This is a genomic window from Butyricimonas sp. RTP31003st1_G1_RTP31003_210430 (assembly GCF_040920905.1).
Classification (GTDB): domain Bacteria; phylum Bacteroidota; class Bacteroidia; order Bacteroidales; family Marinifilaceae; genus Butyricimonas; species Butyricimonas paravirosa.
In genome coordinates this window covers 38,212-51,410 of sequence record NZ_JBCOSQ010000034.1, presented here as the reverse complement: position 1 = coordinate 51,410, position 13,199 = coordinate 38,212, and the positions used below count along the sequence as shown (strand labels likewise).

Below are 13,199 nucleotides of genomic sequence, written 5' to 3'. Positions count from 1 at the left end.
GGATGCTACTTATCCGGGTAAAGGGTATAACGTCGTGACTCCTGCCAATGATAAATTGACTTGGGAAAAGACCCGGACCGTCAATGCTGGGGTGGATTTCTCGGTGTTACAAGGACGTTTGAACGGAAGCTTGGATGCTTATTTCAAAAAAACGACCGATTTGTTGGGTAACGTGCCATTGAATCCTGTTACGGGTTGGGTGAACGCCTTAGCAAACTTGGGAACGATGACGAATAAGGGATTTGAATTCTCGTTGAATAGTCAGAATATGAGTGGCGTGTTTAACTGGTCAACGAATTTTACATTGACTTACAATAAAAACAAGATTGAAGAGTTATCTGTTGCAAATGCCTTATCTCCTTCCAGTATTATCTATGAAAACTATGTAGAGGGATATGCCGCCGGTAGTTTATTTGCTTATCGCTGGGCAGGTTTGGATAATATGGGAGACCCGCAAGTGTACGATGAGAACGGGGAGAAGGTGAAACTGACACAGGACCTTACCGATTTGAAATGTATGCGCTACATGGGAACCATGCAGGCTCCCTGGTATGGAGGTTTGACAAACACGTTTAGCTACAAGGGGATAGAATTGTCATGTATGTTTGTCTATAACTTGGGACATAAAATGCGGAATGATGTCAATCAATTTTATGCGGGGCGTATCACCTCGAACTTGCACAAGGATTTCGACAAACGGTGGCGTCAACCCGGGGATGAAAATATTACGGATATTCCTTCTTACGAGGCGAACACGAAGACTTCAACTACTCGTCGGGATATAAGTCTCTATCGTTTCTCGGATCAACAGGTGCTGGATGCGTCGTACATAAAATTGCGTAATCTATCCTTGGCCTATGCTTTACCTAGTGGAATCTGTGATCGTCTGTCGGCAGAAAATATCAAGATACGTTTTCAAGTATCCAATTTATTCTACTGGGCGGCCAACCATCAAGGTATAGACCCGGAGGCAATGAATCTACGAAATGGCGTGCGGGCAACCCAGTTCGGACCCTCTTGGTCGATTGGATTAACAGTTAATTTTAAGTAATAATATAATGCGAAAAGATATGAAAACGAGATACAATATATTTTTTCTGATATGGGGGCTTTTGCTTTGCGGGTGTGATGATTTCCTCGATGTGAAGCCTAAAGGGAAGGATATTCCGGAAAAGATTGCTCATTATGACGGGTTGTTCAACAACACGATCCTGTCAAACCTGATCTTTTCAAAAGTAAATGAAAACGGTTCTATTACCGCACAGCAGTCCGAGATATATTTTATTTACATGACGGACGAATTGATCACGGATGAGGCTTCATACACTAATATGGGACGTTCGGCCCGGGCGGCATACACGTATGATCCGGATATATTCTTGGAAGAAGATTACAGTGCTGAGTGGAGTGCAGCCTATCAGCAGATTTATTTATACAATGTTATTGCCAACGGTGTGATGGATGCCGAGGACGGAACAACCCAAAAGAAAAAGGAGCTTTTGGCCGAGGCCAGGGTGGGACGTGCATTCATGCATTTTTATCTGACCCAATTCTTCTGTAAACCTTATCAAGAAGCGACAGCAGCAACTGATCCCGGTGTGCCTGTCGTGACAAAGGCTAATTCAGGGGAGACCTCTTTCTCCCGGGGAACGGTAAAAGCCGTGTATGATTTTGTTACCAAAGAACTGGAAGAAGCTTGTCCTGATTTACCGTTACAGACTCAACATCGTCAGCGGGTGTATCGTGCCGCCGGTTATTTCATGTTAGGTAAAGTGTATATGGCAATGGGTGAATACGGTAAAGCTTTGGAGGCTTTGGAAATTGCCTACGAGGGAACTCAAAATTCATCCATTATCTTGGAATTGTTTGATTATAACCAAGAGATTTATAATTGGGGTTACACGGGAGCTTCCAATAAATGGGGAATGTCGTGTACTTATCCGATCAACTTGAGTGAAGATAATAATGAATTGATATACAACAAACAGGTAAGCATCCTGCCGATTACCTTATTCCTGTATCCCCCGCAAGTGTACGTGAAACCGGAATACATGGCTTTGTACTCGAAGAATGACCATCGGGCGAAGTTTTTCAGTGACAAGGATTATACCGGGGTAACTCAATGGCCTTATTCGAAGAGAGTATGTCGCTATATGTTTACCGTTTGTGGCGATCTCCCGGATTTGTACTTGATGCTGGCAGAATGTAAGGCCCGTACGGGGGACGAAACAGGAGCGAGAGCGGATTTACTGACACTGAGAGAAAAGAGGATGCCGGCAGCAGAGGCCGCTATCCCGGCAAGCGTGAATAGTAAAGAAAAATTGATCCGTTTCGTGTTGGAGGAAAGAACACGTGAATTCATGATGAGTGGAATGCGCTGGTTCGACATCCGCCGCTTGTGGAATGATCCGCTTTTCCAAGATGATAAGAAAAATTATACCCATAAAGTGGGTGAACAAACCTACACGTTGACCGAAGATCGGTTGACTTACCGGATCCCGCCTAAGGTGATGAGCTTTAACAGCGGATGGGTGGATAATAATTGATAGTTAGTCGTGACATGAACTGAAATATGATGAAAAGAATAGTATTGATCGGATTCATTTGCTTGTTTTGTGGAATACAGCAAATGATGGGGCAGACGGATAGTTACACGGTGAAAGGGAAATTATCCGGGATGAGTGAAGATATAAAAATTATCGTTTTGGACAGGCAGGGTGGAAATTCCAAGTTTGATACCTTGAAAGTGGAGAACGGTGAGTTCATGTACTCCGGGAAAGCAGATCAACGACAACAACTGACGTTTATGCGTTTATCCCAAAAAGAGCAGGAAGCAAGTCGGGCGAAATGGAAAGGGAAAAGGGGAATGATTTTGTCCGGGAAATTTGATTTGACCTTTTTTGTCAGTCCCGGGGCCCAAATTGAGATTCAAGGTGACCAGAAAGATTTTCCTTTCGTGGAGGTGGTAAGCGAGGATGAATTTAACCAAGGGATGATGGAATTACAACGTCTGAATCTGAAAGAGCTGAAAGAGATAAATGTTTTACACGATGCGTTGAATGATGCCGTGTTGGCCGATGATTCGGTGGCCAAGATGGATGTTTTCGAGCAACAAAATGCTTTGCGGGCACGAATTTCTCAACGTACAACGGAGTGGATTACTTCTCACCCGAATCGGGAATACGCTATGTGGTTATACTTGAATTCCGGTTTGACTAGTAAGACTGCGGGGGAATTGAAACAACAATATGATCGGTTTTCAAACGAGGTGCAACAATCTGAAGCCGGAAAGAAACTTGCGGAATTGATTCGGGTTAGAACGGCTTTGGCTCCCGGAGCTCCGGCTCCTGATTTCACGTTGAAGAATATTTACACGGGCGAAGATATTCATTTGGCAGATTACAGGGGAAAATACGTGTTATTGGATTTCTGGGCCTCTTGGTGTGTACCTTGCCGGAAAAGTCATCCCCATCTGATTCAAATTAATCAAAAATACAAGGGTGAAAATTTTGTTCTTCTGGGAATTGCTTCGGACCGTAAGGATGAGGTCATTAAAAAAGCTGCCCAAGAAGATAAAATAGACTGGCCACAAATGAATATTTACGAAAAACGGGACCGGCAAAAACAACTCAACGAGATGTATGATATTTCAGCAATTCCGACTAAAATTTTGATTGATCCGGAGGGAAAGATCGTGGTGAAATATGTTGGAGACTCGGCTGGGCTTGATCGAGAATTAGAAAAGATATTCAAGAAATAGTAGAGGGATAAAGTAGGGAATACTAAGCCTTTCATCAATGATTTATCTAAATTGATGAAAGGCTTAGGATTTTATGGTCATGACCTACTCCTGCTTCAACAGCTCCAGAATCTCTTCCCGTGTCAGCTTGTGTGAAAGATCCGTACCTTCGAGTAAGGAATCGGCGAGATCTTTTTTCGTGTGATGCAGGCGGATGATTTTCTCTTCGATGGTACCCTTGGCAATCAGGCGGTAGATCGTTACCGGGCGGGTTTGGCCGATTCGGTAAGTCCGGTCTGAGGCTTGATCTTCGACGGCGGGGTTCCACCACGGGTCCATGTGGATCACGAAGTCGGCTGCCGTGAGATTCAGTCCCAATCCTCCCGCTTTGAGGCTGATGAGAAACAGTAGGGATGTTCCCTCTTGGAATTGAGCCACGAGTTGCTCCCGCTGACGGATAGGCGTGCTACCATCCAAGTATAAATAGGAAATACCCGCTTGGTCAAGCGCTTGGCGGATAAGTGCCAAGTGGGAGGTGAACTGGCTGAACACGAGAGCCCGGTGATTGTTTGCCTTGAGTTCGTTGACGATGTTTAAAAAGGTTTCCACCTTGGAGGCCTGCGTGGTGAAGGCTTTGTTGACTAAGTTTATGTTACAGGCGGCTAACCGTAGGCGAGTGATTTCCGCGATAATCTTTAGTTGGTCCCCGTTTGTTGCGTCAGCCAGTGTCATTTCCGCCTCTCGGCGTAACAACTCGTACTGGGCCATTTCCGCTTCGCTGAGTTCCACGTCCCGGATGATCTCCGTTTTCGGGGGTAATTCGTCCAGAACGGCATTCTTCGTGCGTCGTAATAGGAAGGGGGACAACAAACGTTTCAGTTGATTCTGGCAGGATTTATCTTTTAGTTGAGTGATGGGCTGCACGTAGCGTTCCGTGAAATGTTCGAGACTGCCAAGTAGGCCCGGGTTGATAAATTGAAACAGGCTCCATAGCTCCCCGAGATGGTTCTGAATGGGCGTTCCGGTAAGAATCAAACGGAAATCAGCTTGTAGCTTCATGGCCGCCTTTGACATTTTGGTTGTTCGGTTCTTGATTGCGTGGGCTTCATCCAAGACGATCATTTGCCACGGTCTCCCTGTCAACCCTTTTTCTTCCGAGACAAGCATTCCGTATGTAGCCAGCAACACGTCGCCCGGTTGCATGGCGGTAATGGTTTGTTGTCTTTCGGTGGCCGAGTTTAGTCGGTAGACATTCAACGTGGGGGCAAATCGTCGTAATTCATGTTCCCAGTTGGGTAACACGGAGGCGGGACAGATGACGAGTGAAGGGCCTTTACGGGCAACGTGTAGCAACATGGTGATGGCTTGAACCGTTTTCCCCAGTCCCATATCGTCCGCGAGGCATCCTCCGGCTCCCCATGCTTCGAGGCGAGCCATCCATTCGAACCCGTCTTTCTGGTATTCCCGCAGGTCGGCCTTCAGCGTAACGGGAATTTCTGGTTTTAAGCGGGAGGCCTTCTCGATCTTTTTCTGTAAATCCTTGAACCGTTTATCCGTGGTTAATTGAATTCCTTCTTCTTCCCAGTTGTCAAAAACAGGAGAGGCGAATTGTTGTATCCGGAAACGGTTGTTTTCCTCGACGGACATGGATTCCAGTTCTTCCAAACGTCTCTTCAGGGTTTGCGTGAGCGAGAGATACTCCTTGTCCCCGATGGGAATGAAACGTCCCTTGCTATGGCGGCAGGCTTGCAGCAATTCGCTGATCGTCATGATTGTCTCTTCCCCGACACGCAGTTCACCCTCAAGGTCAAACCATTGGTTGCGCCCGGTGAGCGAGAGATGTAAATTATCCCCCGTGATGTAATGCTTTATCCGGTAGCGAACGCCTTCCGGCCATTCGATGGAAGCTATCTCGTTGCGGTGTTTTAGCGTTTCCAGTAGGTTCAGACAACTTTCCGGTGAGTGGAACACGTAAGCGTCCCCGTCGTAGTCATCCGATAATCTTTCCACGTCCGCTAAAACGGCATCCTTGAATCTCTTTTCTTCATCAAGGTCCCGGGTGGCGAGGCTTTTTTCCTCGTTCACGATCCCCGTGACACTTTTAGCCCCTTTCCCCGGCTTACAATATGGAGGAACTTCCCCGAAAGGTTTACAGAAAAGTTCAGCCCGCAGGGAATCGCCAATCGGGAGGAGTTGCACGACGATACGGCTGTCTCCCTTGATCGTCGGGAGTTGTTCTTGATCACCGATCAGATCGGAATGTACGACAATATTTCCGTTCAGATGCTTGATTAATTCCAAAAGACGTTCTTTAGCCTCCGGCGGGAAAGTTTTCACGCGTTGGAGCGTGCTGATGATCGTGTATTGTTCCGTTGTCATGTGAATTACTTTCGCCCGTGTCTGGGTTTCCCACGTGATCAGTATGGTCGAGTCGGGGGCTCCCGCATTGCTCGTGATCGTGAACCCGTCGGCTTGCTGGCGAATGACGAGTTCCGGCTTTTCTTCCACGATCTCCACGGGGATACGAGGGTTGGAAGCGAGGAACACCAGCGGGTAACCCGTGAGGCAGGCGATGGCTTCCATGTCATTTAAATAGTAGTTGGGGCCATTGTAAGAGTAACTTTGTTTCACGAGTCGGGCGATTTTTTCATCCACTTCGCTCATGTCTTGGAGACTCCTATCACTATATCGTTTTAAAGCGATATTCCTTCCCGCGCTCCATGTGATTCCATCTTTGGATTGTTGTAACGTCGGTTGTACGTGGTGATATTTGGGATCGATAAGATAGACGATTCGCGAAGTGCTTTTCGTGCCGACCGTTTTTTCCCTTTTCGAGGGAAGCAATAACTCCAGCGTTTTTTCCCATTCCGGAATGACTTTGATCCTGCTGATTAAAGGAGTGATGCCCAACTTTTTTTCTAATTCTACCCGAGTTCCCTGCAATTCGGGATAGGGTGCGGAAGTTTCCAGTAAGAGCAGGTCCCACCCGTTCTTCTGCAATTCTGGGACAAATAAATGTTTGTTTGTGCCAAAGGACGAGAGTGCTAGATCGTGATGCTGGAGAATCGTATGTACTAACAACCGGACGAGAGATGTTGAGAACATGATGTCTCGTAACCGAATCGTGTCGTGCAGTTCCTCTGCCGGAGTGTTTTTATGTATCATGAATAATAATGCGGCCGGGAAAGCTTCTTCCTCCTGCATGGATTTTTTCTTACTCAACACGGCTATGCGTTTGTTGCTTTGCTCCGATTTATCCAGCATGAGTGCTATGGCGTACCCGTAGTTGTAGAAAGGCCACTGTGGTATATCCGTCTTTGCGAGTTTCATGCCGGCCTCGAAGTGTTTGATCGCTAGCGGGTAGTCTTCTTTATACAGATGGTACATCCCTTGTAAATAATATCCCTCGGCATTTACCGCGTTTTCTCCCGGGATACGACTTAAGTCACCGGGTAACAGGGCGTTGATTCTGGCAAACGTTTTTTCCAGTTTTTCTAGATATGGCGGGTTGAGCCCGATGAATGAAATCGTGCGTTGATACGTGTGTTCGAAATTTGGAGGAAACTCTAACGTTTCATCCATCATGTCGACTTCTGCTTCGAAGGTTTCCAGGAACTTTGTTATCGGGAAAAAATGTTCAATTCCGCTAAATTCCGGCATGTCCAATGCCGCATCCAGCAAGAATTTGGCGTGAATATTTTGGTTCGCGACGGAAAGATAGCTGAAGGGCGTTTGGGTATAATAGTATTTTAATAACGTGTCTCGGACCCGCTTACCAAGGTAATTCGCCCCGTTCCAAAAATTGGTATCGCAAATTTCCTTTTTAAAATCTCGCTTCTGCTTGTCTAGCTGAAGCAAGAGGTGAAGGGAAAGGTGAGGTTCCAGCACGTAGTAGGAGTCTAGTATATTTTTGCTAGGCCAGATAATCTCGGGATAATCTTTTAACGAGAGGATGATTGCTCGGCGTTTTGATTTGGATTTTTCGAAAGGTAATTCAAGCCGTTCCAGTGTACTTTTGGAAATAGGACAACAGGAATAGGCTAGTAATTCCACTATATATTTGATCTCGGGTGGTAAAGCTTGGTATTTTTGTTCAAGGATTTCGCGTGATTCCATGATTATAAGAGGTTTATTATGTACAAAATTAACTATTAATAGGCTCTTATGCAATGGTTCCGTGGAAAAATGCGAAGAGATCGAAAACAGGTACTGACGAGTACAATAGTTATTTCGTGATAAATAGGTGATGACTACTAGATGAAATACGTAAGATATATTCTTCTTAGATTATAAGAATACTTTATGAACCTTATTATATATAAGGTTCATATAAGGTTTCTATAAGGTATCTATAAGGTTCATGACGGTATTCGTCAAGTAGTGATCAACTTGTAATAAAGAATTTAGGTATTAATTGGGATTAAAAAGGGGATGTCCTAGAAGTCTATTTTTTGATATATTGGGGGCGCAGTTTAGAAAGGCGGTGATGGTTTGCCGGAAGAAAACAGAGGGATGGAATATTTCTTTGTTTATTATCGGGTGGTATGACCCACATTTACTGTTCCTTGACTTGAACGAGTAACAAGGGAATCGATCTTGATATTGTTTTTTGATGTAGAGCTTAAAGCATGAACGGGGGCTTTAGAATGCAATTTGTGTAGAAAAAGTATAAATGTTGGATCATTTTCGTCGAATGGCTGATAATTGTATTATCTTTGATTGACTTGGCGTAGGAATCAAGTCTAAAATGCGTGTGAAATTTATACTTTTTAGATGAAATTATTTGTAAATGTATGTTCGTATTTGGGATATGGAATGTTGTGGGTGGCTAGTTTTTTACCTCTGCCCGTGATGTATTTGGTGACGGATGTGTTGTTCGTTATTTTGTTTTATGGTGTTCGTTATCGTCGGAAAATTGTCGATATGAATTTACGGAATTCTTTTCCGGAGAAGAGCGAAGAGGAACGGAGGCAGATTGCCCGGAAGTACTACCGCCATTTGTGTGATACTTTTGCCGAGTTTTATAAATTGTGGCATATCTCGGAGAAAGAGCTAAAAAAACGTTGTGTCATGGTGAATATGGATGTACCACACCGCTATTTTGAACAAGGACGTAGCGTGATCGCTTTTTCCGGCCACTATGGGAACTGGGAGATGATGTATTCATACAAGTTGTGGGAGAAGGATATAGAGTTGATCCCGATTTATAAACCGATACATAATAAGGTCTTTGACCGGATGACTTGTAAGATTAGAGGCCGTTTCGGGGCGACGCCTTTAGCTAAAGCGGATACGCTACGGGTTATGTTGAAGAATCAGCAAGAGGGGAAGATTACGATGACCGGGTTTATCGGAGACCAGACTCCTAATAAACATTCTCTTAATTTCTGGACTCGTTTCCTGAATCAAGATACGGCCGTGTTGGAGGGTACGGAAAAGATCGCCCGAAAGTTGAATCAGCCGGTGGTTTTCGTGAATATGCGTAAAGTGAAACGAGGTTATTATCATGCCGAGTTTTACGACCTGTGTTCTGATCCGAAAAGTCTGGAACCGGGGGAATTGACGCGAATGCATATTCAAATGCTGGAACGTTTTATCCGGGAGGAACCTGCTTATTGGTTGTGGTCACACCGGCGGTGGAAACATAAGAGGGTGGTTGTAGCATAAAAAAATCCAGGACTGAAATCCTGGATTTTTTATGAAGTGATGTCTCAACACTATTTCATTGCTTCCTCGATAGAAACAGCAACAGCAACGGTGGCTCCAACCATCGGATTGTTACCCATTCCAAGGAATCCCATCATTTCCACGTGTGCGGGAACGGAGGATGAACCTGCGAATTGGGCGTCTCCGTGCATACGGCCAAGTGTGTCGGTGAACCCGTAACTAGCAGGACCAGCTGCCATGTTGTCCGGGTGAAGGGTACGTCCGGTACCACCACCGGAGGCAACAGAGAAGTATTTTCTTCCGGTTTCCATACACTCTTTTTTGTAGGTTCCGGCAACCGGATGTTGGAAACGAGTCGGGTTGGTTGAGTTTCCGGTGATGGAAACGTCCACTCCCTCGTGACGCATGATAGCTACGCCTTCCCGAACATCGTCAGCCCCGTAGCATCTTACTTGGGCACGTTCGCCTTTAGAATATGCTTTTTCTTTCACGATTTTCAGTTCTCCGGTGTAGTAGTCGAATTCGGTTTGCACGTAAGTGAAGCCGTTGATGCGGGAGATGATCATGGCAGCGTCTTTACCCAAACCGTTTAAGATTACTTTCAACGGTTGTTGACGTACTTTGTTTGCTGATTTTGCGATACCGATTGCACCTTCTGCCGCGGCGAACGATTCATGTCCGGCAAGGAATGCAAAGCATTTGGTTTCTTCACGAAGCAACATGGCTGCCAGGTTTCCGTGGCCTAAACCCACTTTACGATCGGCGGCAACAGATCCCGGGATACAGAATGACTGCAAACCTTCTCCGATAGCCTCGGCGGCTTCAGCCGCTTTTTTGCATCCTTTTTTAATAGCGATAGCTGCACCGACTACATAAGCCCAAGCTGCATTCTCGAACGCTATGGGTTGAATATCTTTACACATTTTGTACGGGTCGATCCCCTTGGCATCACAGATGGCTTTTGCCTCTTCGATGTCTTTTATTCCGTAATTATTTAGAACCGTGTTAATTTGATTAATCCGACGGTCGTAACTTTCAAATAAAGCCATAATTAATTTTAGATTTAATGATTACAAAGTCGCGGGCGACTTTTGTGATTTCAGATTTTTTGATTAGGTGATTATCACTTAATCATAAATCGTAAATCACTAAATTGTTTTATTCTTGACGCGGATCGATGTATTTTACTGCATCCGCGAAACGACCGTATGATCCTGTAGCTTTTTCGACAGCTTCTTTGGGATCAATACCTTTTTTCAACATATCGGTGAATTTACCCAAGTGGATGAATTCGTAACCGATGACTTCTCCGTCTTCATCAAGACCCATGCGGGTTACATAACCTTCGGCCATTTCGAGGTAACGGGTACCTTTGGCTTTGGTTCCGAACATGGTTCCTACTTGACTTCTCATGCCTTTACCCAAGTCTTCGAGGCTGGCCCCGATGGGAAGTCCGCCTTCCGAGAAAGCGCTTTGGCTACGGCCGTAAACGATTTGCAGGAAGAGTTCGCGCATGGCCGTGTTGATTGCATCACAAACAAGGTCCGTGTTCAAGGCTTCCAGTAAAGTTTTGCCCGGTAAAATCTCGGAGGCCATAGCTGCGGAGTGGGTCATTCCGGAGCAACCGATCGTCTCGATCAATGCTTCTTCGATAATCCCGTCCTTGATGTTCAAGGTCAATTTACAAGCTCCCTGTTGTGGGGCACACCAGCCGATACCGTGAGTCAATCCTGAAATGTCCTTGATCTCTTTGGAACGAACCCATTTCCCTTCTTCCGGGATGGGTGCCGGACCGTGATTCGGTCCTTTTTTCACAACACACATGTGTTGTACTTCATGTGAGTAAATCATTGTTTTTGTTTTTTTGTTGATATATTGTTAAATACCTTGTCTTTGTTTTAAAGTCGGGCAAAATTAACACATTTGTTTTGGATAAAAAACATCTTATAAAACATAAAATCGTGCATACGTTTGCATGATAAGATATTGTAATATAGTGTATTACTGGTGGAGTTCCAATGGAAAGGAAATAATGATTGTTGTGTTTGGCTTTTTGTTTCTTTATGCCTAGTTTTGAGGAATAAAATGTAAGAGGATGAGAAAGTTGTTATTTATTTGGCTTGTTGGAGTATTGGTTTTCCTTTTCGAAAGTTGTAGTGAGTCCCGGCAGGTAAAGTACGTGTTCTATTTTATCGGTGATGGCATGGGCGTGAACCAGGTGAACGGGACAGAAATGTATCTGGCCGAACGAGATAACGTTATCGGGGTGAAAGGGCTGAATTTTGCCAGTTTCCCGGTTCGTAATTACGCAACGACTTATTCTTCTTATCATGGTGTTACTTGCTCCGCTGCCGCCGGAACTGCCTTGGCTACCGGGGAGAAAACAAAGGATGGCACGATCGGGATGGATAAGGAACAGAAGGAGCCTTTATATAGTGTTGCCGTACGGGCAAAAGAAGCCGGACGTAAAGTAGGAATCATTACCAGTGTCGGGATGAATCATGCCACTCCGGCGGCGTTTTACGGGCATCAGCCCCGGCGGACGATGTATTTCGAGTTGGGGAAAGATGCCATCGAGGCCGGGTTTGATTTATATGGCGGTGGAGGTATTATTCAATCCGTATCCCCGAAAGATTCCACGAATCTTTTTGATTTGTTGCATGAATCGGGATATTTGGTTGTTCGGGGAAACGAGATGTTTCGAGAAAAGATGGTTGAGACCTCTAAACTGGTGGTCATTCAGGGTGGGACTCAGACGACGTTGTCATACGCGATAGATCGGGAAGAAGATGATTTCACGTTAAGTCAGATGACGGAAGGGGCGATAGATTTTTTGTGTCGGGGAAAACAGGGTTTTTTCCTGATGGTGGAAGGTGGTTTGATTGATTATGCTTGTCATGTGAATGATGCTGCCACGGCTTTTCGAGAAGTGGAAGATTTTGCTGATGCGGTACAAAAAGCATACGAGTTTTATTTGAAACATCCGGATGAGACGTTGATCGTGGTTACTGCCGATCACGAGACGGGAGGCATCGTTCTCGGGACAGGCTCGTATCAATTGAATCTTCGGGTATTGGAGAATCAGAGGGTGTCTCTGGAGAAATTGACTCGTGAGATTCGGGAATTACGAGATATGAAGAGTAGTCAGGTGGTGTGGGAGGATGTGCAGGAGGTTCTGGCGAAGAATTTAGGTTTCTGGAATACCGTAAATTTATCGGCGGAAGATGAACAGACCTTGAAGAATTGTTATCGAGAAACATTTTCGGGCAAGACCGTTGAAATGGTTAAAAATTTGTATTCGGAGAATGAGCCGATCGCTCAATTGTCCATCAATATACTGAATCGTCTTGCCAAAATTAGCTGGGCCAGCGGAGGACATTCGGCGGGAGTTGTTCCGGTATATGCTATCGGGGTTGGTGCGGAACGGTTTAATGGGCGTTTGGATAACACGGATATTCCTAAACTAATTAGGACTTTAGCAAAATATGAATAGTGTTTAATTAGCAATATTTATTTTTTATTAAATGTTATTGGGTGGCGTGGTGTCGTTGAATTTAATTTCTTTATCAGTTTTTATTTCATCAATAAAATTGATAGAATGGAAAAGCGAGAGATTACTGGTGTACAAGGTCAAGTTAACAATATTGAGGTAATATTCAAAGAGTATTACGGTTCTCTTTGTTATTTCGCTTCCCAGTTCTTGAAAAACGAGGAGGTGATAGAGGATCTTGTGCAGGATGTTTTTATCGCTCTACTGGAGAAGAAGATGCTTTTCCAATCCGAAGTCCATTTG

9 protein-coding genes are annotated in these 13,199 nt (G+C 44.9%); 6 read left to right on the top strand and 3 right to left on the bottom strand.

Annotated elements, in window-relative coordinates; genetic code table 11:
* The 3 genes from AB5542_RS11895 to AB5542_RS11885 all read left to right on the top strand — a co-directional run.
* Nucleotides 1–1,051 (top strand): TonB-dependent receptor domain-containing protein (locus AB5542_RS11895; protein ID WP_368243089.1); only part of this gene is annotated, 1,051 nt, incomplete at its 5' end.
* 19 nt (nt 1,052–1,070) lie between these two features.
* Entirely contained in the window at nt 1,071–2,546 is a 1,476-nt protein-coding gene (locus tag AB5542_RS11890) for a RagB/SusD family nutrient uptake outer membrane protein (protein WP_279038785.1), read from the top strand.
* A gap of 29 nt (nt 2,547–2,575) precedes the next feature.
* Entirely contained in the window at nt 2,576–3,760 is a 1,185-nt protein-coding gene (locus AB5542_RS11885; RefSeq protein WP_279038784.1) for a TlpA disulfide reductase family protein, read from the top strand.
* Between the two features lie 84 nt (nt 3,761–3,844).
* Here the strand turns inward: AB5542_RS11885 and AB5542_RS11880 are convergent, their stop codons facing one another.
* Nucleotides 3,845–7,855, bottom strand: a complete 4,011-nt coding sequence (locus tag AB5542_RS11880; protein ID WP_279038783.1) for a DEAD/DEAH box helicase — start codon at nt 7,853–7,855, stop codon at nt 3,845–3,847.
* 657 nt (nt 7,856–8,512) lie between these two features.
* Here AB5542_RS11880 and AB5542_RS11875 point away from each other — a divergent pair.
* Entirely contained in the window at nt 8,513–9,406 is an 894-nt protein-coding gene (locus AB5542_RS11875) for a lysophospholipid acyltransferase family protein (RefSeq protein ID WP_087422583.1), read from the top strand.
* 50 nt (nt 9,407–9,456) lie between these two features.
* Here AB5542_RS11875 and AB5542_RS11870 read toward each other — a convergent pair whose 3' ends face one another.
* Together AB5542_RS11870 and AB5542_RS11865 are read right to left on the bottom strand one after the other, a co-directional pair.
* Complete coding sequence (locus AB5542_RS11870; protein WP_087422584.1) at nt 9,457–10,455, bottom strand: GGGtGRT protein; 999 nt, start codon at nt 10,453–10,455, stop codon at nt 9,457–9,459.
* Nucleotides 10,456–10,564: 109 nt separating this feature from the next.
* Complete coding sequence (locus AB5542_RS11865; protein WP_027201981.1) at nt 10,565–11,257, bottom strand: iron-sulfur cluster assembly scaffold protein; 693 nt, start codon at nt 11,255–11,257, stop codon at nt 10,565–10,567.
* 244 nt (nt 11,258–11,501) lie between these two features.
* Here AB5542_RS11865 and AB5542_RS11860 point away from each other — a divergent pair, with 244 nt between their 5' ends.
* Nucleotides 11,502–12,899, top strand: a complete 1,398-nt coding sequence (locus AB5542_RS11860; protein WP_279038781.1) for an alkaline phosphatase — start codon at nt 11,502–11,504, stop codon at nt 12,897–12,899.
* 105 nt (nt 12,900–13,004) lie between these two features.
* Nucleotides 13,005–13,199: sigma factor (locus tag AB5542_RS11855; RefSeq protein ID WP_368243086.1), on the top strand; the 195-nt coding region annotated here is incomplete at its 3' end.

Bases quoted from the DNA above. Each gene is read 5' to 3' on its own strand.
- AB5542_RS11890 (WP_279038785.1), top strand. From the start codon at position 1,071: ATGAAAACGAGATACAATATATTTTTTCTGATATGGGGGCTTTTGCTT.
- AB5542_RS11885 (WP_279038784.1), top strand. From the start codon at position 2,576: ATGAAAAGAATAGTATTGATCGGATTCATTTGCTTGTTTTGTGGAATA.
- AB5542_RS11880 (WP_279038783.1), bottom strand. From the start codon at position 7,855: ATGGAATCACGCGAAATCCTTGAACAAAAATACCAAGCTTTACCACCC.
- AB5542_RS11875 (WP_087422583.1), top strand. From the start codon at position 8,513: ATGAAATTATTTGTAAATGTATGTTCGTATTTGGGATATGGAATGTTG.
- AB5542_RS11870 (WP_087422584.1), bottom strand. From the start codon at position 10,455: ATGGCTTTATTTGAAAGTTACGACCGTCGGATTAATCAAATTAACACG.
- AB5542_RS11865 (WP_027201981.1), bottom strand. From the start codon at position 11,257: ATGATTTACTCACATGAAGTACAACACATGTGTGTTGTGAAAAAAGGA.
- AB5542_RS11860 (WP_279038781.1), top strand. From the start codon at position 11,502: ATGAGAAAGTTGTTATTTATTTGGCTTGTTGGAGTATTGGTTTTCCTT.